At 67.5% G+C, this 22,120-nt stretch carries 21 protein-coding genes; 14 read left to right on the top strand and 7 right to left on the bottom strand.

Features of this window, described 5'->3' with window-relative positions:
* Positions 1-52: 52 nt before the first annotated feature.
* The 9 genes from FHR73_RS20370 to FHR73_RS20330 all read left to right on the top strand — a co-directional run bounded on the left by FHR73_RS20370 (position 53) and on the right by FHR73_RS20330 (position 10,957).
* The gene (locus tag FHR73_RS20370) at positions 53-1,471 is read left to right on the top strand and encodes an FAD-dependent oxidoreductase (RefSeq protein WP_183633689.1); all 1,419 of its coding nucleotides are present in this window, start codon (positions 53-55) and stop codon (positions 1,469-1,471) included.
* Between the two features lie 490 nt (positions 1,472-1,961).
* Positions 1,962-3,029, top strand: coding sequence for a uroporphyrinogen decarboxylase (gene hemE / locus FHR73_RS20365; protein ID WP_183633688.1), 1,068 nt, complete (start codon positions 1,962-1,964; stop codon positions 3,027-3,029).
* Positions 3,030-3,120: 91 nt separating this feature from the next.
* The gene (locus tag FHR73_RS20360) at positions 3,121-4,134 is read left to right on the top strand and encodes an Ldh family oxidoreductase (RefSeq protein ID WP_183633686.1); all 1,014 of its coding nucleotides are present in this window, start codon (positions 3,121-3,123) and stop codon (positions 4,132-4,134) included.
* A 110-nt stretch (positions 4,135-4,244) separates the two neighbouring features.
* The gene (locus FHR73_RS20355) at positions 4,245-5,768 is read left to right on the top strand and encodes an MFS transporter (RefSeq protein ID WP_183633684.1); all 1,524 of its coding nucleotides are present in this window, start codon (positions 4,245-4,247) and stop codon (positions 5,766-5,768) included.
* A 191-nt stretch (positions 5,769-5,959) separates the two neighbouring features.
* Entirely contained in the window at positions 5,960-6,433 is a 474-nt protein-coding gene (locus tag FHR73_RS20350; RefSeq protein WP_183633682.1) for an RNA pyrophosphohydrolase, read from the top strand.
* A 111-nt stretch (positions 6,434-6,544) separates the two neighbouring features.
* On the top strand, positions 6,545-8,824 hold the full coding sequence (gene ptsP / locus FHR73_RS20345; RefSeq protein ID WP_133861481.1) for a phosphoenolpyruvate--protein phosphotransferase: 2,280 nt from the start codon (positions 6,545-6,547) through the stop codon (positions 8,822-8,824).
* A gap of 76 nt (positions 8,825-8,900) precedes the next feature.
* Positions 8,901-9,683, top strand: coding sequence for a sulfite exporter TauE/SafE family protein (locus tag FHR73_RS20340; RefSeq protein WP_183633841.1), 783 nt, complete (start codon positions 8,901-8,903; stop codon positions 9,681-9,683).
* 19 nt (positions 9,684-9,702) lie between these two features.
* Positions 9,703-10,515: a prolipoprotein diacylglyceryl transferase gene (gene lgt, locus FHR73_RS20335; protein ID WP_017641011.1), complete on the top strand. Its 813-nt coding sequence runs from the start codon at positions 9,703-9,705 to the stop codon at positions 10,513-10,515.
* Between the two features lie 85 nt (positions 10,516-10,600).
* Positions 10,601-10,957, top strand: coding sequence for a multidrug transporter (locus tag FHR73_RS20330; protein ID WP_183633680.1), 357 nt, complete (start codon positions 10,601-10,603; stop codon positions 10,955-10,957).
* 23 nt (positions 10,958-10,980) lie between these two features.
* Here FHR73_RS20330 and FHR73_RS20325 read toward each other — a convergent pair whose 3' ends face one another.
* From FHR73_RS20325 to FHR73_RS20300, 6 genes are all read right to left on the bottom strand, one after another.
* Positions 10,981-11,232, bottom strand: a complete 252-nt coding sequence (locus FHR73_RS20325) for a YfhL family 4Fe-4S dicluster ferredoxin (protein ID WP_007161640.1) — start codon at positions 11,230-11,232, stop codon at positions 10,981-10,983.
* Between the two features lie 99 nt (positions 11,233-11,331).
* The gene (coaD, locus tag FHR73_RS20320; RefSeq protein WP_007161641.1) at positions 11,332-11,817 is read right to left on the bottom strand and encodes a pantetheine-phosphate adenylyltransferase; all 486 of its coding nucleotides are present in this window, start codon (positions 11,815-11,817) and stop codon (positions 11,332-11,334) included.
* A 99-nt stretch (positions 11,818-11,916) separates the two neighbouring features.
* The gene (locus tag FHR73_RS20315; protein WP_183633678.1) at positions 11,917-12,921 is read right to left on the bottom strand and encodes a hydrolase; all 1,005 of its coding nucleotides are present in this window, start codon (positions 12,919-12,921) and stop codon (positions 11,917-11,919) included.
* Complete coding sequence (rsmD, locus tag FHR73_RS20310; protein WP_183633676.1) at positions 12,918-13,487, bottom strand: 16S rRNA (guanine(966)-N(2))-methyltransferase RsmD; 570 nt, start codon at positions 13,485-13,487, stop codon at positions 12,918-12,920. The genes FHR73_RS20315 and rsmD overlap by 4 nt, the downstream gene beginning before the upstream one ends.
* Position 13,488: 1 nt before the next feature.
* Entirely contained in the window at positions 13,489-14,928 is a 1,440-nt protein-coding gene (locus FHR73_RS20305; RefSeq protein ID WP_183633673.1) for a pitrilysin family protein, read from the bottom strand.
* The gene (locus tag FHR73_RS20300; protein ID WP_183633671.1) at positions 14,925-16,286 is read right to left on the bottom strand and encodes a pitrilysin family protein; all 1,362 of its coding nucleotides are present in this window, start codon (positions 16,284-16,286) and stop codon (positions 14,925-14,927) included. The genes FHR73_RS20305 and FHR73_RS20300 overlap by 4 nt, the downstream gene beginning before the upstream one ends.
* 202 nt (positions 16,287-16,488) lie before the next feature.
* Here FHR73_RS20300 and ftsY point away from each other — a divergent pair, with 202 nt between their 5' ends.
* The 4 genes from ftsY (at position 16,489) to rpoH (ending at position 20,637) form a co-directional block, all read left to right on the top strand.
* Positions 16,489-17,943, top strand: a complete 1,455-nt coding sequence (gene ftsY, locus FHR73_RS20295; protein WP_183633669.1) for a signal recognition particle-docking protein FtsY — start codon at positions 16,489-16,491, stop codon at positions 17,941-17,943.
* Positions 17,940-18,614: a cell division ATP-binding protein FtsE gene (gene ftsE / locus FHR73_RS20290; protein WP_183633667.1), complete on the top strand. Its 675-nt coding sequence runs from the start codon at positions 17,940-17,942 to the stop codon at positions 18,612-18,614. The genes ftsY and ftsE overlap by 4 nt, the downstream gene beginning before the upstream one ends.
* Positions 18,611-19,621 carry a permease-like cell division protein FtsX gene (gene ftsX / locus FHR73_RS20285; RefSeq protein ID WP_183633665.1) on the top strand — a complete coding sequence of 337 codons (1,011 nt, stop codon included), beginning with the start codon at positions 18,611-18,613 and terminating at the stop codon, positions 19,619-19,621. The genes ftsE and ftsX overlap by 4 nt, the downstream gene beginning before the upstream one ends.
* A 161-nt stretch (positions 19,622-19,782) precedes the next feature.
* Positions 19,783-20,637 (top strand): RNA polymerase sigma factor RpoH, encoded by an 855-nt coding sequence (gene rpoH, locus FHR73_RS20280; RefSeq protein ID WP_059229776.1) that lies wholly within the window; start codon positions 19,783-19,785, stop codon positions 20,635-20,637.
* Between the two features lie 331 nt (positions 20,638-20,968).
* On the opposite strand, the gene mtgA is transcribed toward rpoH, so the two are convergent.
* Positions 20,969-21,670, bottom strand: coding sequence for a monofunctional biosynthetic peptidoglycan transglycosylase (mtgA, locus tag FHR73_RS20275; protein WP_183633663.1), 702 nt, complete (start codon positions 21,668-21,670; stop codon positions 20,969-20,971).
* A 68-nt stretch (positions 21,671-21,738) separates the two neighbouring features.
* Between mtgA and FHR73_RS20270 the strand changes: the two genes are divergently transcribed.
* A complete protein-coding gene (locus tag FHR73_RS20270) occupies positions 21,739-22,116 on the top strand; it encodes a DUF423 domain-containing protein (protein WP_183633661.1) in 378 nt (125 codons plus the stop codon).
* Positions 22,117-22,120 lie beyond the last annotated feature (4 nt).

Raw genomic sequence — 22,120 nt, 5'->3', positions numbered from 1 at the left:
GTGATAGCTCGTGGCGCCCTGCTGAAGGGGCGTCGCTTCAAGAGGTTTGGAAATGGCTGAACGTCTGAACAACGACTTCCAGTTCATCGAGGTCGGTCGCAAGGATCCAAAGAAGAAGCTGCTGCGCCAGCGCAAGAAGGAATTCGTCGAGATCCACGATCCCTTCAAGCCGCAGCAGGCCGCCGAGCAGGCGCACCGCTGCCTGGGTTGCGGCAATCCCTATTGCGAATGGAAGTGCCCGGTGCACAACTTCATTCCCAACTGGCTCAAGCTGGTCTCCGAAGGCAACATCCTGGCGGCGGCGGAGCTGGCGCACCAGACCAACACCCTGCCCGAGGTCTGTGGCCGGGTCTGCCCGCAGGATCGGCTCTGCGAGGGCGCCTGTACCCTCAATGACGGCTTTGGCGCGGTGACCATCGGTTCGGTGGAGAAGTACATCACCGACACCGCCTTCGCCATGGGCTGGCGCCCGGACATGTCCAAGGTCAAGCCGACCGGCAAGCGTGTCGCCGTGATCGGTGCCGGTCCGGCCGGCCTGGGCTGTGCCGACATCCTGGTACGCAACGGCGTGACCCCGGTGGTATTCGACAAGCACCCCGAGATCGGCGGCCTGCTGACCTTCGGCATCCCCGAATTCAAGCTGGAAAAGACCGTGCTCAGCCGCCGCCGCGAGGTCTTCGGCGGGATGGGCGTGGAATTCCGCCTCAACACCGAGGTGGGCAAGGACGTGACCATGGACCAGTTGCTCGAGGAATTCGATGCGGTCTTCCTGGGCATGGGTACCTACACCTACATGAAGGGCGGCTTCCCCGGCGAAGACCTGCCCGGGGTGCACGACGCCCTGGATTTCCTGGTGGCCAACGTCAATCGCAACCTGGGCTTCGAAAAGGATGCGGCCGACTTCGTCGACATGAAGGGCAAGCGCGTGGTTGTCCTGGGGGGTGGTGACACCGCCATGGACTGCAACCGCACCTCCATTCGCCAGGGCGCCAAGAGCGTGACCTGCGCCTACCGTCGCGACGCCGCCAACATGCCGGGCTCGCGCAAGGAAGTGAAGAACGCCAAGGAAGAGGGCGTGAAGTTCCTCTTCAACCGCCAGCCCATCGCCATCATCGGCGAAGACCGGGTGGAAGGCGTCAAGGTGGTGGAGACCCGCCTGGGCGAGCCCGATGCCCGCGGTCGCCGCAGTCCCGAGCCGATTCCCGGTTCCGAGGAGATCCTGCCGGCCGATGCGGTGGTGATCGCCTTCGGTTTCCGCCCGAGTCCGGCACCCTGGTTCGAGCAATTCGGCATCGACCTCGACAGCCAGGGGCGCGTGGTCGCGCCGGGGCTGCACGAGTTCAAGCACCAGACCAGCAATCCGAAGATCTTTGCCGGTGGCGACATGGTGCGCGGCTCCGACCTGGTGGTGACCGCCATTTTCGAAGGTCGCAACGCCGCCGAGGGCATCCTCGACTACCTGGGCGTCTAACGTTCGACGGCTGGACAAGAGCCGACCGGTGCAAGCCGGTCGGCTTTCTTGTGGCGGAAAGATTATCGCGCCCATGCGGCCCGCAGATGCGGCCACTCCCGCGGGGAACGAAGCTTTCGTAGGAGCTACTGTCTTATCGCAGCCAGGGCGGCAATACGTAGGTTGGGTCGAGACGGCTCTATCGTCGAAGCCCAACAGTGCCGGCCCCGAGGCGATGTTGGGCTTCGCTGCGCTCAACCCAACCTACGGCGGCCCGTAGGAGCGGCCCATTGAATCTGGACTCGCGAGCACGGCCGCATCGGCGGAGCGCCATATGCTGGACTCGTAGGGTGGAAAACCGCAGCGTTTTCCACGCGTGTCGTGCCGGCGGCGATGAACGCCGTCATCGAGGGCGCTCCATCGCCCCGATAGATAAAAGGCACGACCCCCTGCCGTGCCTTTTGCCAGCCGCTTTGCGACAATGCCGGCACTTTTGCTGCCGGATGTCGCCATGACTGCCCTGAAGAACGACCGTTTCCTGCGTGCCCTGCTCAAGCAGCCGGTGGACGTCACCCCGGTGTGGATGATGCGCCAGGCCGGGCGCTATCTGCCCGAGTACCGTGCCAGCCGGGCCCGTGCCGGGGACTTCATGAGTCTGTGCAAGAACCCGCAATTCGCCTGCGAGGTGACCCTGCAGCCGCTGGAGCGCTATCCGCTGGATGCCGCCATCCTCTTTTCCGACATCCTCACCATCCCCGATGCCATGGGTCAGGGCCTCTATTTCGAGACCGGCGAGGGGCCGCGCTTTCGCAAGGTCATCAATACGCCGGCCGACATCGAGGCGCTGCCGATCCCCGATGCCGAATCCGACCTGGGCTACGTGATGGACGCCGTGCGCACCATCCGCACGGCGCTGGACGGTCGGGTACCCCTGATCGGCTTTTCCGGCAGCCCCTGGACCCTGGCCACCTACATGATCGAAGGCGGCTCCAGCAAGGATTTCCGCAAGGCCAAGGCCATGCTCTACGACACCCCCGAGGCCCTGCACCTGCTGCTGGACAAGCTGGCCCAGGCGGTCACCGCCTACCTCAACGGCCAGATCCGCGCCGGCGCCCAGGCGGTGCAGATCTTCGATACCTGGGGCGGCAACCTGTCCGCCGCGGCGTACCAGGAATTTTCCCTGGCCTACATGCGCAAGATCGTCGCCGGGCTGATCCGCGAGCATGAGGGACGGCGGGTGCCGGTGATCCTCTTCACCAAGAATGGCGGTCTCTGGCTGGAAAGCCTGGCCGACAGCGGTGCCGAGGCCCTGGGCCTGGACTGGACCTGCGACATCGGCGAAGCGCGCCGCCGGGTGGGTGCCAAGGTTGCCCTGCAGGGCAACATGGACCCCAGCGTGCTCTACGCCAAGCCGGCGGCCATCCGCGCCGAGGTGGGGCGTATCCTGGAAAGCTATGGCCAGGGCAGCGGCCACGTCTTCAACCTGGGCCACGGCATCACCCCCGAGGTGGATCCGGCCCATGCCGGCGCCTTCATCGAAGCCGTCCACGAGTTGTCGGGGCGCTACCACCAGGGCTGACTGTGCCGGGATCGGCATGGCCGGTCCCAAGTCGAGCGAGCGGGTCGTGGCCGGTTGCGGCATAGTCGGGTTTTCCCGACGGAGCGCCGCCATGGCCCAGATGACCCCGGAAGAGCTGCAGCACCTGGCCGAAGAGGTGCTCGCGGCCCAAGGTTTCAGCCAGCCGCAGGGCGCGGCCATCGCCGCCATGATGGTCGCCGGCCAGCGCGACGACTGCGCCTCCCACGGCATCTATCGGCTGCTGGGCATCGTCAAGACGCTCAAGGCCGGCAAGGTGGTGCCCGCTGCCGAGCCGACGGTGGAAGACGTGGCCCCGGCCATCGTCCGGGTCGATGCCGGCGGCGGCTTCTCCCCGCTGGCCTTTCACACGGGCCTGCCGTTGCTGGAAGCCAAGGCCCGTGCCTGCGGTCTGGCGGCCCTGGCGATCAACAACTGCGTGCACTTCTCGGCGCTCTGGGTGGAGATGGAAGCCCTCACCGCCAGGGGGCTGGTGGCCCTGGCCTGCAATCCGACCCAGGCCTATGTCGCCCCAGCCGGCGGTCGGCGTCCCCTGTTCGGGACCAATCCCATCGCCTTCGGCTGGCCGCGACCCGAGGGTCCGCCCTTCGTCTTCGATTTCGCCACCAGCGCCGTGGCTCGCGGCGAGATCGAATTGCATCGTCGCGCCGGCAAGGCCCTGCCCGAGGGCTGGGGCGTGGACGCCGAGGGTGCTCCCAGTCGCGATGCCCGCACCGTGCTGGAGGAGGGCGCCATGCTCACCTTTGGCGGCCACAAGGGCTCGGCGCTGTCGGCCATGATCGAATTGCTCGCCGGCCCGCTGATCGGCGATCTCACCAGTCCGGAGTCTTCCGTGGTCGACGCCGGCGCGGGTGGGCTGCCCTATCACGGCGAACTCATCCTGGCCTTCGATCCCCAGCGCTTTCTCGGCGCCGCGGTGGCCGACTACCAGCAGCGCGCCGAGCAGCTGTTCGCCGGCATCGAGGCCCAGGGCGCCCGCCTGCCGTCGCAACGCTGCTACCAGGCGCGAGCGCTTAATACCACCCGGGGCTGGCTGGAGGTGCCGGACGAACTCCTGGCCGACGTCCGCGCCCTGCTACCCGGCTGATCCGGGACGCGATGCGCATCACCTGGGGAAGACTGCGACAACGCGGTCTCTGAACCCCGCCCCGGACGCAGGGTCCACGACTGGCCCCCTTAGTGCCAGCCTGGGTCTTCATGTACGCCGACGATACCGATCGCCCTCATCACCGCGGCCTGTTGCTGCTGAGCATCACCCTGATGGTGCTGGTGTACTTTCTCGACAACCTGTCGATCGCCCTGGCCAACCGCTATGTCTACGGCGGCCTGGGTATCGACCAGCGCAGCTATACCCTGGCCACTGCCTGCTACAGCGCCGCGGTCATCGTCACCAGTGCCCCGCACCAGTGGTTCGCCCAGCGCCTGGGCTATCGCAACCTGATCTTCGCCGCCGTCGGCATCCACCTGGTCGGCCAGGTGTGCTGCCTGGTGGCCACCGATCTGCCGACCTTCATCGTCGGGCGGGCGCTGATGGGCGCCGGCGCCGCCACCTTCTTTGCCGGGGCGCGGGTGCTGGTGCAGATGTATTTCTCCGGCCCCCAGTTGCCGACCGGGATCCGCGCCTTCGCCTCGGGCGTGCCCCTGGGTGGTGCGCTGGCCTCCTTCACCACCGCGGAATTGCTGGAAGGCCACCAGTGGCGCGCCATCTTCATGGTGCCGGCGCTGGCCTGCGCGCTGGTGGCGGTATGCGTCTGGCTGTCGCTACCGCGGCGCTCCCATCCGCTGCAGAATTCCGGGGCGCCGTCGCTGCTGTCCATGGTGCTGCTGGCGGTGGGCAGCCTGCTGCTGACCACCACCACCCAGCGCCTGGCCTTCGACTTCTTCAGCGACGGGCTGTGGCTGGCCCTGGAGCTGCTGCTGGGAACGGCCATCCTCGGACTCTACGTCTACTACGAGCGCGGCCTGGCGCGGCCGACCCTGGACTTCAAGCACGCCATCACCCCGGGCTTTCTCGCCGGCATGCTGTTCATGATGCTCAACTACTTCCTGCTCGGCGCCTACAACTTCATCATCCCCCAGTACGTGGTCAACGGCCTGCAACTGCCGGTCTACACCGCTGGCGGCGTCATGGCGCTGGGCTGGCTGTGCGGTCTGGCCCCGCTGCTGATGATCACCTCGGTGCGGCTGCGCGAGCGCTTTCCCTGGGGCGGCTTTCGCAAGTACCTGGTGGCGGGCTATCTGCTGCTGGCCGGCTACGGCTTCTGGATGGTGCGCCAGCACGCCGACGTGCCCCTCTACCAGCAACTGGTCCCGGGGCTGATGATGCATGGCACCTACCTGATCGGCACCTTCGCGGTGATCATCATGTACACCTTCATGCGCGTCGAGCCGGCCTATTTCAGCCAGGCCTACCAGATCAAGAACATGACCCAGCAACTGGTCATGCCCATGGGCATCGTGCTGTCCAACGTCTTCCTGCAGTGGCGCGACGCCTTCCACGCCTCGGTGCTCAGCGCCGTGATCAATCCCTATGCGCAGAATTACCAGGCCTATGGCGAGCGCTATCGGCAAGCCACCGGCGCCGACAGCGCCCTAGCGCAGATCTCCAGTCTGGTCACCCGCCAGAGCCAGGTGCTGGGCTATCTCGACTATTTCTGGCTGGTCGGCTGGATCGGCCTGGCACTGGCCCTCTACATGGCCGTGCAACGGCATTTTCGCTGAAGCACGACGTTTGCCGGCCCTTAAGCCGACGTTCAGCTAGCGACCACCATAATGCGGGCTTTTGCAGGTCACGGCAGCCGCCGGGAGCCTGCGCCGGTCGGCCGCGCCCCAGTCGGTCCGGAGCTTGCATTGCTGGGCTGTCGGGCTTTGTGGAACAATGCGGGCAACGACATTTTTCAAGGGTGGCAGCCGTGATCGACGCTGATGGTTTTCGCCCCAATGTCGGCATCATTCTCGCCAACGATGCCGGCCAAGTACTGTGGGCTCGCCGCATCAACCAGGATGCCTGGCAGTTCCCCCAGGGTGGGATAGATGACCGGGAATCGCCCGAAGAGGCGCTGTACCGGGAGCTGAACGAAGAGGTGGGGCTGAGCCCCGATGACGTCCGCATCCTGGCCTGTACCCGGGGCTGGTTGCGCTATCGTCTGCCGCAGCGCATGGTGCGCACCCACAGCCGTCCGCTGTGCATCGGCCAGAAGCAGAAGTGGTTTCTGCTGCGGCTGACCGCGGAAGAGCAGCGGGTGCGGATGGATGTGACGGGCAAGCCGGAATTCGATGGCTGGCGCTGGGTAAGCTACTGGTACCCGCTGGGCCAGGTGGTGACCTTCAAGCGAGAGGTCTATCGGCGGGCGCTCAAGGAGTTGGCACCCCGCTTGCTGGCCTGATTACCGGTACGGCCGGTGCGAAAGAGGTGAGGAGAAGCTGTGGTCATGCAGGATGAACGACACGTGATGCACGCCGGCGGCTCCGCCGGGCGTCGGCTGCGGAGGCGCTAGATGCTTGCAGTTCTGCGCAAGATCGTCCAGGAGGTCAATGCCGCCAAGGATCTGGGGTCGGCACTGTCCATCATCGTGCAGCGCGTCCGCGCGGCCATGCAGTCGCAGGTCTGCTCCGTCTATCTGCTGGATCCGGACACCAACCGTTTCGTGCTGATGGCCACCGAAGGCCTCAACAAGAAGTCCATCGGCCGCGTCAGCATGGCGCCCAACGAGGGTCTGGTCGGCCTGGTCGGGACCCGCGAAGAGCCGCTCAATCTCGAAGACGCCGCCAGTCACCCGCGCTTTCGCTACTTCGCCGAGACCGGCGAAGAACGCTATGCCTCCTTTCTCGGCGCGCCCATCATCCACCACCGGCGCGTCATGGGCGTGCTGGTTGTGCAGCAGAAGGAGCGTCGCCAGTTCGACGAGGGCGAGGAGGCCTTCCTGGTGACCATGAGCGCCCAGCTCGCCGGGGTGATCGCCCATGCCGAGGCCACCGGGACCATCCGTGGTCTGGATCGGCAGGGCAGGGGTATTCAGGAGGCCCGTTTCGTCGGCATTCCCGGTTCACCCGGGGTCGGCGTCGGCAAGGCGGTGGTGGTCCTGCCACCGGCCGACCTGGAAGTGGTCCCGGACAAGACCGTGACCGACATCGACGCCGAGTTGCAGTTGTTCCGCACCGCCATCGAAGGTGTGCGGGCGGACATGAAGGCGCTGTCCAAGCGGCTGTCGACCCAGTTGCGCAAGGAAGAGCAGGCGCTGTTCGACGTCTACCTGATGATGCTCGACGACGCCGCCCTCGGTAACGAGGTGACCACCATCATCAAGAGCGGCCAGTGGGCCCAGGGCGCCCTGCGCCAGGTGGTGATGGAGCACGTCCAGCGCTTCGAGCTGATGGACGACGCCTATCTGCGCGAACGCGCCGCCGACGTGCGCGACCTCGGTCGCCGACTGCTGGCCTATCTGCAGCAGGCCCACCAGGCCTGCCTGATCTATCCGGAAAACACCATCCTGGTCAGCGAGGAACTCTCGCCGGCCATGCTCGGCGAGGTGCCCGAGGGGCGTCTGGTCGGCCTGATCTCGGTGCTCGGCTCGGGCAACTCCCACGTGGCCATCCTGGCGCGCGCCATGGGCGTGCCCACGGTGATGGGCGCGGTGGACCTGCCGTATTCCAAGGTGGACGGCATCGACCTCATCGTCGATGGCTACCACGGCGAGATCTTCACCAATCCGTCGCCGACGCTGATCAAGCAGTATGGCGACGTGGTGGAAGAGGAGCGCCAGCTGACCCAGGGCCTCGACGCCCTGCGCAGCCTGCCCTGCGAGACCCTCGACGGTCACCGCATGCCGCTGTGGGTCAACACCGGCCTGATGGCCGACGTGGCGCGTGCCCAGCAGCGCGGCGCCGAAGGCGTCGGCCTGTATCGCACCGAAGTGCCCTTCATGGTCAACGAGCGCTTTCCCAGCGAGAAGGAACAGCTCTCTATCTATCGCGAGCAACTGGCCGCCTTCCATCCGGCGCCGGTGACCATGCGCACCCTGGACGTTGGCGGGGACAAGGCGCTGTCCTATTTCCCGATCAAGGAAGACAACCCCTTCCTCGGCTGGCGCGGGATCCGCGTCACCCTGGACCATCCGGAAATCTTCCTGGTGCAGACCCGCGCCATGCTCAAGGCCAGCGAGGGCCTGAACAACCTGCGCATCATGCTGCCGATGATTTCCGGCGTGCACGAGGTGGAGGAGTCCCAGCACCTGTTGCACCGTGCCTGGTGCGAGGTGCGTGACGAAGGCGTCGACATCCCCATGCCGCCAGTGGGCGTCATGGTCGAGGTGCCCTCGGCGGTCTACCAGGCCCGCGACCTGGCGCGCCAGGTGGACTTCATCTCGGTGGGTTCCAACGACCTGACCCAGTACCTGCTGGCGGTGGATCGCAACAACCCGCGGGTGGCCGATCTCTACGACTACTTCCACCCGGCGGTGCTGCAGGCGCTGCAGCAGGTGGTGGACGGCGCCCATGCCGAAGGGGTGCCGGTGAGCATCTGCGGCGAGATGGCCGGCGATCCGGCGGCGGCGGTGCTGCTCATGGGCATGGGCTTCGATACCCTGTCGATGAACGCCACCAACCTGCCCAAGGTGAAGTGGCTGCTGCGCCAGGTCACCCTGGAAAAGGCCCGCGAGCTGGTGCAGCAGATGCGCCAGATCGACAATCCCCAGGTCATCCACAGCGCCCTGCACCTGGCCTTGCGCAATCTCGGACTGGGCCGGGTGATCAACCCGGCAGCCAGCGTCCAGAGCTGAGCGTGTCAGGCGGGAAGGCTGCTTCCCGCCTGACAGGTAGCGGCGTACCATGCCGCCTCTTGCGCCCGAGGTGATGATGGATCTCTTGCTCTTCCTGGTGCTCGGCGCCTGCGCCGGGCTGCTGGCCGGTCTGTTCGGGGTCGGCGGTGGCCTGATCATCGTGCCGGTGCTGGTCTACAGCTTTACCGCCAAGGGCCTCGATCCGGACATCCTCACCCACCTGGCGGTGGGCACCTCGCTGGCCACCATCGTCTTCACCTCGCTGAATTCCGTCTGGGCCCACCATCGACTCGGCGCCGTGCGCTGGCGGCTGTTCGCCTGGATGGCCCTGGGCATCGTCTTCGGCAGTGCCCTGGGCGCCCTGACCGCCGCCGCCATCCACGGCCCGCTGCTGCAGAAGATCATCGGCACCTTCGCCATTCTCATCGCCCTGCAGCTGGCGCTGGACCTGCGCCCCAGGCGCCAGGCCGGCGAGCCCGGCAAGCCGGCGCTGACGGTGGCGGGGGTAGTGATCGGCTGGGCCTCGGCGATCTTCGGCATCGGCGGCGGCTCGCTCACCGTACCCTTCCTGGTCTGGCGCAGCCTGTCGATGCAGCAGGCGGTGGCCACCTCGGCGGCCTGTGGCCTGCCCATCGCCCTGTCCGGGGCGCTGTCCTTCATCCTGGTCGGCTGGCACCAGCCGGGTCTGCCCGCCTGGAGTCTGGGCTATGTCTATCTGCCGGCCTTGCTGGGCATCGCCCTGACCAGCATGTTCTCAGCCCGTTTCGGTGCGCGACTGGCCCATCGCCTGTCGCCCCGGCTGCTCAAGCGCCTGTTCGCCCTGCTGCTGTTCGGCGTCGGTCTCAACTTCTTACTCTGATCCCTTTCAAGGAGGCACCATGCTGCCGTATCCGCAAATAGACCCGGTGGCCCTGTCGCTGGGGCCGCTGAAGATCCACTGGTACGGCCTCATGTACCTGGTGGGGATCGGCGGCGCCTGGTGGCTGGCCAAGCGGCGACTCAATCGCTTCGATCCGCGCTGGACCAGCGAGACCCTGTCCGACCTGGTGTTCTGGGTGGCGCTGGGGGTCATCGCCGGTGGGCGACTCGGCTACGTGCTGTTCTACAACCTGGCGGAATACATCGCCAATCCGACGCTGATCTTCGAGGTCTGGAAGGGCGGCATGTCCTTCCACGGCGGCCTGCTCGGGGTGATCCTGGCGGTCTGGTGGTTCGGCAAGCGCCACAACAAGGGCTTCTTCGAGCTGATGGACTTCATCGCCCCGCTGGTCCCCATCGGCCTCGGTGCCGGCCGCATCGGCAACTTCATCAACGCCGAACTCTGGGGCAAGCCCACCGATGTGCCCTGGGCGATGATCTTCCCGCCCTACAGCGATCCGGCCCAGTTGCCGCGCCATCCGTCGCAGCTCTACCAGTTCGCCCTGGAGGGCGTGGCGCTGTTCGTCATTCTCTGGCTGTACTCGCGCAAGCCGCGGCCGACCATGGCCGTGTCCGGCCTGTTCGTGCTCTGCTACGGCATCTTCCGCTTCATCGTCGAATTCGTCCGGGTACCCGACGCCCAGCTCGGCTATCTGGCCTGGGGTTGGCTGACCATGGGGCAGGTGCTCTGCGTGCCCATGGTGCTCGGCGGTATCGCGCTGATGGTCTATGCTCATCGCCGCGCGCCGCAGCCGGTCGTCCGCGCCGAATGACGTCTGGGGACCGCCCGCATGACAAGTGCGGGCGGCCTGTTATAGTTCAGGGACCACCATCACAATCGCGCAAGGGATCAGCCGTATGAATCCGTTCCGTAGCCTGGCTGCCGTGCTGGCGCTGGCCCTGACGATGCAGGTCTTGCCGGCGCAGGCGCAGCAGGCCCAGGGTGACGTCACCGAATATCAGACCGCCGACCAGGCGTTCGGTGAAGCCCAGGCTCCCGCCGCCTTTTCCATGATCGGCGATCTGCTGATCGCGCGGCCGCTGCTGATCGCCGCTACCGTGATCGGGGCGGGCGCTTTCGTGGTCAGTCTGCCGTTCACCGCCGCCGGCGGAAACGTCGGCAAGGCCGGCAAGGCCCTGGTGGTCGAGCCGGGCAAGGCGGCCTTCGTGCGCTGCCTGGGCTGCACCCAGAGCGGGTACGGGCGTACCGAATAGGCCCTGGTGCCAGGCCAGGTCGCTCAAGCCTGGCCGCTGATCTTCAGATACTTGTCGTGCAGCTGCTCCTTGGTCTCGACATGGTTCTCGTCAAGGGGGATGCAGTCCACCGGGCAGACCTGCTGGCACTGGGGTTCGTCGTAGTGGCCCACGCACTCGGTGCACAGGTTCGGATCGATCACATAGATCTCCGCACCCTGGGAGATGGCGCCGTTCGGGCACTCGGGCTCGCACACGTCGCAGTTGATGCAATCGTCGGTAATGATGAGGGACATCGTCGGCTCCACGCCGCGCGAACGCGCGGCGACTCAAAAGTCAGGCGCGCATTTTGCCCCATCCGCGCGCCGGCTGCACCCGACAGTCCTTGGGGTTAATCAGCTGGCCGGGGCAAAACGCTCCAGCAGCGCCTGATGCACGGTGGGATGGACGAACTTGGTCACGTCACCGCCGAGCGCCGCGATCTCCCGCACCAGGGTGGAAGACAGGTAGGAATAGTGTTCCGACGGGGTCAGGAACATGCTTTCCGCCTGGGGCGCGAGCACCCGGTTCATGTTGGCCAGCTGGAATTCGAATTCGAAATCCGACACCGCGCGCAGGCCGCGCAGGATGATGGTCGCCTTCTGCTGCTCCACCAGGGTGGCCAGCAGGCAGCTGAAGCCGATCACCTCGACGTTGGGCAGGTGCGCGGTCACCGCCTTGGCCAGCTCGACGCGGCGCTCCAGCGGAAACAGCGGATTCTTCTTGGGGCTGGCCGCCACCGCCACCACGACTTCGTCGAACAGCCGCGAGGCGCGCTCCACCAGATCGCCATGGCCCTTGGTGATGGGGTCGAAGGTGCCGGGGTATAGCACTCGGTTCATGACGCTGTCCTGGGGGCGAAGCTGTTGGGGCTTGGATGGTAGCTCAGGGGCGGAGTGAGGCCAAGGCGACAGCCGCCGGGATCGCCGACCCGTGGGCGTTTATCGGCCGGATGGCGCTGCCCGCTGGCTGACCAGCCAGTCGGGGATGCGTCTTTCCAGATAGTAGTCCGGATCGCCAAAGGAACCGCCGACGAAGCCGACATGGCCGCCATGGGGCAGGCGCTCGAACAGGGTGTCGGGCGCCAGTTCGGCGCGGGCGGGTAGGGCGTCGGTGCCGATGAAGGGGTCGTCCTCGGCCTGGATCAACAGGGTGGGGATGCGGATACCGCCCAGGTAGTAGCGGCTGGAGGCCTGGCGGTAATAGTCGCGGGCGTCGCGAAAGCCGTGCAGGGGCGCGGTGTAGCGGTCGTCGAAGTCCCAGAAGGTCTTGAGCCCCTCGGGCGGCCCCAGGCGCGCGAGGATCTCGTGCTGCTCGGGATGGCGCTCGCGGTCGAACAGCGCCTGCTTGTCGCGCACGTAGCGCGCCAGTTCGCGGATGAAGTGCCGCTGGTAGATGCGCGAGAAGCCGAGGCCGATGCGATCGGCGCAGAGGTCCAGGCGAAAGGGCACCGAGACCGCCGCCGCGGCGCGCAGGCCGCTGTCCTGGCCGCGCTCGCCCAGATACTTGAGCAGCACGTTGCCACCGAGGGAAAAGCCCACCGCATACAGCGGCGCCTCCGGACGACTGGCCTGCAGATGGCGCACCACCGCCGCCAGGTCTTCGCTGACGCCGGAGTGATAGCCGCGCGGCAGGCGGTTGGGCTCGCCGGAGCAGCCGCGCCAGTTGAGGCCGACGCTGGCCCAGCCGCGGGCGGCGAGGGCGAATTGCAGGCCGAGCACATAGTGGGAGCCGGAGCTACCGGTCAGGCCGTGGGCGATCAGCACCAGCGGCGCCCGCGGATCCTCGGCGTGGTACCAGTCCAGATCGAGGAAGTCGCCATCCTCCAGCCATAGCCGTTCCCGCGGCCGGGTGATGGGCGGCAGGCGGCGCCACAGCGAGCCCCAGAGGGTCTGCAGGTGCGGGCCGGGCAGCCAGCGCGCCGGGCGAAAGGGTGCGCCGTTCACGCCTGGCGGTGCCAGAGGGCGTAGTGGACGTTGCCGGTCTTCTTCTCGCGGTGCAGCTGCCAGGTCGCGGGCAGGGTCAGGCGCGAGGGCTGGGTCTCGCTCTCGGTGTAGATCCAGGCGTCCGCGGCCAGCCAGCCCTGGGTTTCCAGGGCCGCGCAGGCCGGCTCCAGCAGGTCCTTGCCAAAGGGCGGATCGAGAAACACCAGGTCGAAGGGCGTCTCCGCCGGCTTGGCCAGCGCCTGCAGGGCGTCGGTCTGGCGCACCTCGGCGTGGGCGCAGCCGAGGGCCTGCAGATGGCCGCGCAGGGCACTGGCGGCCTGGGCATTGAGGTCGAAGGCCAGCGCCTGGCCGGCGCCGCGGGAGAGGGCTTCCAGCAGCAGGGCGCCGCTGCCGGCGAAGGGATCCAGCACCCGCGCGCCCGGGGTGACGGCGGCCAGCCAGTTGAACAGGGTCTCGCGGACCCGGTCCGGGGTGGGTCTCAGGCCCAGGGCATCGGGAAAGACGAAGCGCCGGCTGCGCCAGTCGCCACCGATGATGCGCAGTTGGTTGGCGGTCTTCTGGGCCATGCTAGTGCTCCGGAACGCCGCTGGGCGGCAGGTTGGGAAGAGGGCGGGGTGGCGGCAGCGGCTGCTGGACGACCCGCGGGCCGGCGGTGACCACGACGAGCTTTTCCGGATCCAGGTGGCGCTGCAGGGCGGCATGCACCTGCTCCACCGTCAGGCGGCGGATCTGCTGCAGGAAGTCGTCCAGGTAGCTGCTGGGCAGGTCGTAGAAGCCGATGTTGCCCAGTTGCGCGACGATGGCGCCGTTGCTGGCGTTGGCCAGCGGAAAGCTGCCTTCGATCTGCCGCTTGGCGCGGTCCAGTTCGGCCTGGGTGGGGCCTTGGGCCAGGTAGTCGCGCAGCAGGTCGCGGACCAGCGCCAGGGTGGCATCGCCCAGTTCGGCGCGGGTCTGCAGGCCGATGGTGAAGGGACCCGGCTGACGCATAGGGGTGAAGCCCGAGCTGACGCCGTAGGTGAGACCGCGGCGTTCGCGCAATTCGGTCATCAGCCGACTGCCGAAACCGCCGCCACCGAGGATCTGGTTGCCGACGAAGAGGGCGGCATAGTCGGGATCGCGGCGGGTGATGCCGAGCTGGCCGAGCAGCAGACGCGTCTGCTGGGCCGGGACCTCCAACTGCACCCGCGCCGGCGCGGCAGGTGCGGGCAGCGGCAGCGGCGGCAGGGCCGGACCGCGGGGCAGGGCGCGCGACAGCTGGGCGGCGATCTGTTCGGCGCGGGTCCGATCCAGATCGCCGGTGAGGGCGATCACGGCATTGCCGGCGGCATAGGCACGGGCATGGAAGGCCCTGAGGCTGGCCGCCTCTACCGGCGCCAGGCCGGCGGCCGTGCCCCGCGGCGAATGGGCATAGGGGTGGTTGCCATAGAGGCGCCCCTGCAGGGCTTCGCCCGCCAGGCTGGCCGGTTCGCGGCGGCTGGCGGCGATCAGCGTCAGCAGCTGGTCGCGGATGCGCTGGATGGCCTCGGTGGGAAAGGTCGGGCGGCCGACTACGTCGGCCAGCAGTGCCAGGGCCGGTTCGCTGTGGGCCGGATCGGCGAGGGTGCGCAGACCGACCACCGCCTGATCACGATAGGCGCCGTTGCTGAAATCGGCGCCCAGGCGCTCGAAACCGTCGGCGATGGCGCCGGCATCGCGTCCCGGGGTGCCTTCGTTGAGCAGGCCGTTGGTCAGCATGGCCAGGCCCGGGGTGGCGCCATCCTGGCTGCTGCCGGCGGCAAAGATCAGGCGCACGTCGAACATCGGCAATTCCGGCGCCGGCACGAACAGCACCTGGGCGCCCTCGGCGGTGCGCCAGCGCTGGATGTCCAGCTGGCGACCCAGGGGTGGTGCGTCCTTGAGCGTCCTGAGGCTGTCCACGGCGGGATAGGCGCGCGCCAGGTCGCCGACCGGGGTGGCGGACTGGCAACCGGCGAGCAGGCACAGCGACAGCCAGAACAGCGGCTTCATGGGCGATTCTCCGCGGTGGCTGCGGGCTCGAGCTGGGCCAGGGTCAGGCGCTCGCGGGTGAAGTAGGTGCGCGCCACCCGCCGCAGGTCGTCGGGGGTGACCCGGCCCAGTTCTTCGAGCAATCGATCGCCCTGGCGCCAGCCGAGGCCGACGCTTTCCAGCTGACCGATGCTGCTGGCCTGGGCGGTGATGGAGTCGCGGCCATAGACCAGCCCGGCCACCAGCTGGGCGCGGACCCGGGCCAGTTCCTCGGTGCTGGGCGGCTCGCGCTTGAGCAGGTCCAGCTGCGCCCAGAAGGCCGCTTCCAGCTGGTCGAGGGTCTTGCCGCGCTGGGTGTTGGGGGTGCCGCTGAGCAGGAAGAGGCTGTCGCCACGGGTGTAGGCGCCATAGGCGGCGCGCACGCTGCTGGCCACTTCCGCGCCGCGTTCGAGACGGCTGGGCAGGCGCGCGCCCGAACCGCCGCCGAGCAGGGCGGCCAGCAGTTGCAGCGCATAGGCATCGCGCGGCTGGGCGGCGGTGGCCAGGCTGGGCACGTTGAAGCCCATCAGCAGACTGGGCAGTTCGCGGGCCTGCAAGGCCAGGCGGCGCTCGCCCGGCGCCGGCAGCTCCAGCGGGCGGCGCGGTGCGGGCAGGTCGCTGCGCGGGATGGCGCCGAACCAGCGCTGCACCTCGGCACGGATCGCCTGGGGCTCGACGTCGCCCACCACCACCAGGGTGGCGTTGTTGGGCGCGTACCAGGTCTGGTACCAGCGGCGCAGGTCGTCCACGCCGAGGCGCTGCAGATCCTGGGGCCAGCCGATGGTGGGGTTGCGGTAGCCGCTGGCCGGGTAGGCGGCGGCCTTGAAGCGTTCGAAGGACAGTGCCTCGGGGCGGTCGTCGGTGCGCAGCCGGCGTTCTTCCTTGATGACTTCCAGCTCGCGGCTGACTTCGTCCGGTTCCAGGCGTAGGTGCTGCATGCGATCGGCTTCCAGCTCCAGGGCCACCGGCAGGCGATCGCGGGCGAGCAGCTGGTAATAGACGGTGTAGTCGTCGGTGGTGAAGGCATTCTCCTCGGCGCCCAGGTCGCGCAGCAGGTGCGAGGCCTCGCCAGCGCCGAGCTTGCGGCTGCCCTTGAACATCAGGTGTTCCAGGGCATGGGACAGGCCGGTCGCCCCGGGCGCCTCCAGGCTCGAACCCACGCGGTACCAGAGTTGCACCACGGCGACCGGCGCCCGGTGATCTTCGCGGACCACCAGCTTGAGGCCATTGTCGAGGGTGAATTCCTCGGTGTTCTGCCGGCTGGCCGTGGCCAGGGCGAGGGTGGGGAGCAGGCTGAGCAGGACGACCAGGGCGGTCCGACGGGAGCAGGAGGCGGGCATCGCGAGAGCAGGCCTTGTAGCGCGGTAGGGGACGAAGCGGCTGCGTCCTGGGGACGGTCGCGCGTTTTTCGCCGACGGGGAGGTCTTCCGCCCGGCAGGCTGCTAGGATACGCATCCCTTTTCCCGACGGCCATGCCTGACGGTCGAGCCCCGCCTGGCGGAGCTCCCGCAGCCGGTTCGTCCGTTCGATACAGAGCCCCGCATGTTTGGATCCGACGACAAGAAGTCTCCCCCCACGGAGAAGAAAGGCCTGTTCGGCTGGTTCCGCAAGAAGACTGCCGAACCCGTAGAGACGCCTGCCGAAGCCCCCGCGCCTGAAGCCGAGGAACGTCTGCCCGAGTCGCTGGCCAGCGAGCCGGTGCAGCACCCGGAGCCGGTGCCCGAGCCGCCGGAGGCGATTCCCTCGCTGATCCCGGTGCCGGTCGCCGAAGAGGAGGCGCCGTCGCCGGTGGCGCTCACCGCGCTGGTCGAGCCGCTGGTGGCCGATCCCATCGCGCCGCCGGTCGAGGTCGAGCCGGTGAAGGCTCCCGAGGTGGAGCCCGAGCCAGTGGCTGCGCCGGTCGCGCCGCTGCCTCCGGCTGTGCCAGCGCCCACTCCTGAACCTGAACCTGCCCCGGTCGTACCGGTAGCGCCCGTTGCCCCGGTCCGTCCCGAGCCCGTGGTGGTAGCGCCCGAGCTTGAGCCCGCTCCGCTCGCCGTCGCCGCCACCCCGGGCGAACCCGCCAAGCCGGGCTTCTTCGCTCGCCTTCGCCAGGGTCTGTCCAAGACCAGCGCCAGTCTCGGCGAAGGCATGGCCAGCCTGTTCCTCGGCAAGAAGGCCATCGACGACGACCTGCTCGAAGAGCTGGAGACCCGCCTGCTGACCGCCGACGTCGGCGTCGAGGCCACCGGCGTCATCATGCGCAACCTGACCCAGAAGGTGGCGCGCAAGCAGCTGGCCGACAGCGAGGCGCTCTACCAGGCGCTGCAGCAGGAGCTCACCGAGATGCTGCTGCCGGTGGAACAGCCGCTGGTCATCGATACCTCGCACAAGCCCTACGTCATCCTGGTGGTGGGCGTGAACGGCGCCGGCAAGACCACCACCATCGGCAAGCTGGCCAAGCGCCTGCAGAACGACGGCAAGAAGGTCATGCTGGCGGCCGGCGATACCTTCCGTGCCGCGGCCGTGGAACAGCTGCAGGTCTGGGGCGAGCGCAACCGCATCCCGGTGATCGCCCAGCACACCGGCGCCGATTCCGCCTCGGTGATCTTCGATGCCGTCCAGGCCGCCAAGGCCCGCGGCATCGATGTGCTGATCGCCGACACCGCCGGCCGGCTGCACACCAAGGACAACCTCATGGAAGAGCTGCGCAAGGTGCGCCGGGTGATCGGCAAGCTGGACGAGGCGGCGCCCCACGAGACCCTGCTGGTGCTGGACGCCGGTACCGGCCAGAACGCCCTCAACCAGGCCAAGCAGTTCCACAACGCGGTGCCCCTGACCGGCCTGGCGCTGACCAAGCTCGACGGCACCGCCAAGGGTGGGGTGATCTTCGCCCTGGCCAAGCAGAGCGCCCTGCCGATCCGCTATGTCGGCGTCGGCGAAGGCATCGACGACCTGCGGCCCTTCGAGGCACGGCCCTTCGTCCAGGCCCTGTTCGCGGAGCGGGGCGTCTCATGATCCAGTTCGACCGCGTCTCCAAGCGCTATCCCAATGGTCACGTCGGCCTGCAGGAACTGAGCTTCCGTGCCGAACGCGGCGAGATCCTCTTCGTCACCGGTCATTCCGGCGCCGGCAAGAGCACCCTGATGCGGCTGATCCTGGCCATGGAAAGACCCACCGGCGGCAAGCTGACCCTGGCCGGCCAGGACATCTCGCGCATCACCAATGCGCAGATTCCCTTTCTGCGCCGGCAGATCGGCGTGGTCTTCCAGAACCACCAGCTGCTCCATGACCGCACCGTGTTCGACAACGTCGCCCTGCCGCTGCAGATCCTCGGCCTGTCCAAGCCCGAGATCGCCAAGCGCGTGGCCGCGGCGCTGGAGCGGGTCAGCCTCAAGGACAAGCTCGACGACTATCCGGCCGAGCTCTCCACCGGCCAGCAACAGCGGGTCGGCATCGCCCGCGCGGTGGTGCATCGGCCGGCCCTGCTGCTCGCCGACGAACCCACCGGCAACCTCGATCCGCGCCTGGCCTCGGAGATCATGGGCGTCTTCGAAGACATCAACAGCCTCGGCACCACGGTGCTGATCGCCAGTCACGACCACGCGCTCATCGCCCGGCTGCACCATCGCATGCTGACCCTGCAGCGCGGTCGCCTGATCGGCGACGAAGAGGAGAGCCAGTCATGAGCGGCAACGAACTGCCCCGTGGCCAGGAGCAGGGCGGCAAGCCCCAGCGTCCGCAGCGCCAGGCCCCGCAGAAACCCAAGAGCGACTGGCGCAGTCCGCTGCATGCCTACCTCGAAGCCCACCGCACCGGTCTGAGGGACAGCCTCCGGCGCATGGTGCAGCAACCCATAGGCACCTTCCTCACCTGCCTGGTGATGGGCATCGCCCTGGCGCTGCCCATGGGCGTGTCGCTGCTGCTGAAGAACGTCGAGCGCCTCGGCGGCTCCTGGCAGCGCGCGGCGCAGATCTCGGTGTTCCTCGACCTGCGCACCGGTCAGGACCAGGCCGAGGTGCTGATGAGCCAGATCAAGGTCCTGCCCGATGTGGCCGAGGCGCGCTGGATCAGTCCGGACGATGCCCTGAAGGAATTGCAGCAGGACGCCGGCCTCGGCGAAGCGTTGCGCGAGTTGCCGCAGAACCCGCTGCCCGGCGTCATCGCCGTGACGCCCAGGGAAATCGACAAGAGTCGCCTCGACATGCTGCGCAGCCAGCTGGCCGAGATGAACGGCGTGCAGCAGGTGCAGTTGGACATGCAGTGGGTCGAGCGGCTCACCGCCATCCTCAAGCTCGGCGAGCGCTTCGTCTTCGGCCTGACCGTGGTGCTGGTGATCGCCCTGCTGCTGGTGATCGGCAACACCATCCGCCTGGCCATCGAGAATCGCCGCACCGAGATCGAGGTGGTCAAGCTGGTGGGCGGCACCGACGGCTACGTGCGCCGGCCCTTCCTCTACATGGGCGCGCTGTTCGGCCTGGGCGCCGGCATCGCCGCCTGGGCCCTGCTGGTGTTCGGCCTGGGCTGGCTCAACGCCGCGGTGCTGGATCTGGCCGGCCTCTACGGCAGCGATTTCGCCCTCGGCAGCGTCGCCGTCGAGGACGGGCTGCAGCTGCTGATCGGCGCCGTGCTGCTCGGCTACATCGGCGCCTGGCTGGCGGTTGCCCGGCACCTGCGCGAACTCGCCCCGCGCTGACGAACGGCCGTTTCCGACACCTGCGGAAACGGTCTAAACCCCTGATGGCACAAGCATTTCGCGGTGGTTTTCAGCTAGGGTTAAGGGAACCTCGGCTAGTCTGGCGCTGTCCAAAAAATCAGTGTTAGACTGCCCAGTGCTTAGTGAATCGGAGGATTCGCATGACCACTTCGTTGCAACCTGTTCCTACATTGGTTCCCGGCGCCAGCCTGGAAGCCTATGTGCATTCGGTGAACAGCATTCCGCTGCTCACTCCGGAGCGGGAGCGTGAACTGGCCGAGCGCCTCTTCTACAAGGAAGACGTCGAGGCCGCCCGGCAGTTGGTGCTCGCGCATCTGCGTTTCGTGGTGCATATCGCCAAGAGCTATTCCGGCTATGGTCTGGCCCAGGCCGACCTGGTCCAGGAAGGCAATGTCGGCCTGATGAAGGCCGTGAAGCGCTTCAATCCCGAAATGGGCGTACGCCTGGTGTCCTTTGCCGTGCACTGGATCAAGGCCGAAATCCACGAATTCATCCTGCGCAACTGGCGCATCGTCAAGGTGGCCACCACCAAGGCGCAGCGCAAGCTGTTCTTCAACCTGCGCAGCCAGAAGAAGCGGCTGGCCTGGCTGAACAACGACGAGGTCCATCGCGTGGCCGAAACCCTGGGCGTCGAGCCCCGGGAAGTGCGCGAGATGGAAAGCCGTCTGACCGGTCATGACATGGCCTTCGACCCGGCTAGCGATGCCGATGACGATGCGGCCTATCAGTCGCCGGCCCAGTACCTGGAAGACAGCCGTTACGATCCGGCGCGTCAGCTGGAGGAAGCCGACTGGACCGACAGCTCCACGGCCAATCTGCACGAGGCCCTGGAACGCCTGGACGATCGCAGCCGCGACATCCTCTACCAGCGCTGGCTGGCCGAGGAAAAGGCGACGCTGCACGAGCTGGCGGCCAAGTACAACGTCTCGGCGGAGCGTATCCGTCAGCTGGAAAAGAACGCGATGAACAAGCTCAAGGGCAACATCGCCGCCTGATCCGGTTCGTGATCGAAAAGCCGCGCCCCAGGGCGCGGTTTTTTTATGCCTGCGAGAATGACTATCGCAGTCGGATGCCTGGGTAGCGTGGAAAACCGCGCAGCGTTTTCCACGTGCGATCCGTAACGCCAGACGGCCCGCCTGAGCTAGGCGCCTGATGTGGAAAAGGCTGCGCCGTTTTCCACGCTACGCCGCCTTGTGCCGCTGCCCGGTTATCTGCCGCGGCAGGTAGGAGAGAAAACCGCGCAGCGTTTTCCACGCGTGAACTCAAGCGTCGCCTAGGTAACGTGTTGGGCGAGCGTCTCGCGGAAAAGCCTGCGCCGATTTCTTGCTACTGCCCGGTCATCCGTCGCAGGTAGTCGCTGCCGCCCAGTTGCCGTTCCTGCTGGCGGATCCAGGCGGCGCGTTCGGCGACGTAGGCGCTGGGGCGGCTCGGGCTCCATTCGCGAGGATTGGGCAGCACGGCGGCCAGCAGGCTCGCCTGGCGGTCGGAGAGGTAGGGCGCGCCTATGCCGAAATGGTGACGGGCCGCGGCCTCGGCGCCGAACACGCCGTCGTCCCATTCCACGCTGTTGAGATAGACCTCGAGGATGCGCTGCTTGGACCAGAAGGTTTCCAGTAGCACGGTGAACCAGGCTTCGAAGCCCTTGCGCAGATAGCTGCGGCCGCTCCAGAGAAAGAGGTTCTTGGCGGTCTGCTGGCTGATGGTGCTGGCGCCACGCAGGGAGCCACCGGCTTCGTTGTGGCTGAAGGCCTGGCGGATCGCCGCCATGTCGAAGCCCCAATGCTCGGCGAAGTGCTGGTCTTCGCCGGCGATCACCGCCATCTTGAGATCGTCCGGCAACTCCTTCCAGGGTCGCCAGTCACGCTGCAGGTCGATGGGCTTGCCGTCGATCCAGGATTCGACCTTGCGTTCCACCATCAGCATGCTGCCCGGCGGCGGCACCCAGCGCAGGATCAGCACCAGGGCGGCGCTGAGGACGGCGAACCAGAGGGCGATACGCAGGAGACGGCGGAGGAGGGTGAGCAGCATCGGCTTGGTCTTTGGCGGTTAGCGGGCCATTATAACCAGCGCTTCTCTCCCATCGCCCGGTAAAACCCATGTTGCGTCTCTTCCTGCTGTTCGCGGCCCTGGCCGGTTTCACCGGTGTCGGACTCGGCGCCTTCGCCGCCCATGGACTCAAGGGCCGGCTGACCGCCGACTACCTGGCCGTGTTCCAGACCGGCGTGCTCTATCAGCTCATCCACGCCCTGGCGCTGTTCGGCGTCGCCCTGCTGTCGCTGCACTTCCAGGGGCGCCTGGTGGCCTGGGCCGGTGGCTTTTTCATCGCTGGCATCCTGCTGTTTTCCGGCAGCCTCTATTTGCTGACGCTGACCGGCATCTCGCGGCTGGGCATCATCACCCCCTTCGGCGGCCTGTGCTTTCTCGCCGGCTGGGCCTGCCTGGCCATCCTCGCCTGGCGCCTGAGCAGCCTCTGAGCGA

The sequence above is a fragment of the Pseudomonas sp. AS2.8 genome (assembly GCF_014190935.1).
GTDB lineage: Bacteria > Pseudomonadota > Gammaproteobacteria > Pseudomonadales > Pseudomonadaceae > Chryseomonas.
The sequence above is the reverse complement of the archived record's forward strand: the minus strand, read 5'-3'. Positions and strand labels throughout refer to the sequence as shown.

Excerpts from the sequence above, each read along its gene's own strand:
- rpoH (WP_059229776.1), top strand. The coding sequence starts at position 19,783 with ATGACCACTTCGTTGCAACCTGTTCCTACATTGGTTCCCGGCGCCAGC.
- FHR73_RS20330 (WP_183633680.1), top strand. The coding sequence starts at position 10,601 with ATGAATCCGTTCCGTAGCCTGGCTGCCGTGCTGGCGCTGGCCCTGACG.
- FHR73_RS20305 (WP_183633673.1), bottom strand. The coding sequence starts at position 14,928 with ATGAAGCCGCTGTTCTGGCTGTCGCTGTGCCTGCTCGCCGGTTGCCAG.
- rsmD (WP_183633676.1), bottom strand. The coding sequence starts at position 13,487 with ATGGCCCAGAAGACCGCCAACCAACTGCGCATCATCGGTGGCGACTGG.
- ftsX (WP_183633665.1), top strand. The coding sequence starts at position 18,611 with ATGAGCGGCAACGAACTGCCCCGTGGCCAGGAGCAGGGCGGCAAGCCC.
- FHR73_RS20270 (WP_183633661.1), top strand. The coding sequence starts at position 21,739 with ATGTTGCGTCTCTTCCTGCTGTTCGCGGCCCTGGCCGGTTTCACCGGT.
- mtgA (WP_183633663.1), bottom strand. The coding sequence starts at position 21,670 with ATGCTGCTCACCCTCCTCCGCCGTCTCCTGCGTATCGCCCTCTGGTTC.
- lgt (WP_017641011.1), top strand. The coding sequence starts at position 9,703 with ATGCTGCCGTATCCGCAAATAGACCCGGTGGCCCTGTCGCTGGGGCCG.
- hemE (WP_183633688.1), top strand. The coding sequence starts at position 1,962 with ATGACTGCCCTGAAGAACGACCGTTTCCTGCGTGCCCTGCTCAAGCAG.
- ftsE (WP_183633667.1), top strand. The coding sequence starts at position 17,940 with ATGATCCAGTTCGACCGCGTCTCCAAGCGCTATCCCAATGGTCACGTC.
- coaD (WP_007161641.1), bottom strand. The coding sequence starts at position 11,817 with ATGAACCGAGTGCTATACCCCGGCACCTTCGACCCCATCACCAAGGGC.
- FHR73_RS20355 (WP_183633684.1), top strand. The coding sequence starts at position 4,245 with ATGTACGCCGACGATACCGATCGCCCTCATCACCGCGGCCTGTTGCTG.
- ftsY (WP_183633669.1), top strand. The coding sequence starts at position 16,489 with ATGTTTGGATCCGACGACAAGAAGTCTCCCCCCACGGAGAAGAAAGGC.
- FHR73_RS20325 (WP_007161640.1), bottom strand. The coding sequence starts at position 11,232 with ATGTCCCTCATCATTACCGACGATTGCATCAACTGCGACGTGTGCGAG.
- FHR73_RS20360 (WP_183633686.1), top strand. The coding sequence starts at position 3,121 with ATGGCCCAGATGACCCCGGAAGAGCTGCAGCACCTGGCCGAAGAGGTG.
- FHR73_RS20300 (WP_183633671.1), bottom strand. The coding sequence starts at position 16,286 with ATGCCCGCCTCCTGCTCCCGTCGGACCGCCCTGGTCGTCCTGCTCAGC.
- FHR73_RS20340 (WP_183633841.1), top strand. The coding sequence starts at position 8,901 with ATGGATCTCTTGCTCTTCCTGGTGCTCGGCGCCTGCGCCGGGCTGCTG.
- FHR73_RS20370 (WP_183633689.1), top strand. The coding sequence starts at position 53 with ATGGCTGAACGTCTGAACAACGACTTCCAGTTCATCGAGGTCGGTCGC.
- ptsP (WP_133861481.1), top strand. The coding sequence starts at position 6,545 with ATGCTTGCAGTTCTGCGCAAGATCGTCCAGGAGGTCAATGCCGCCAAG.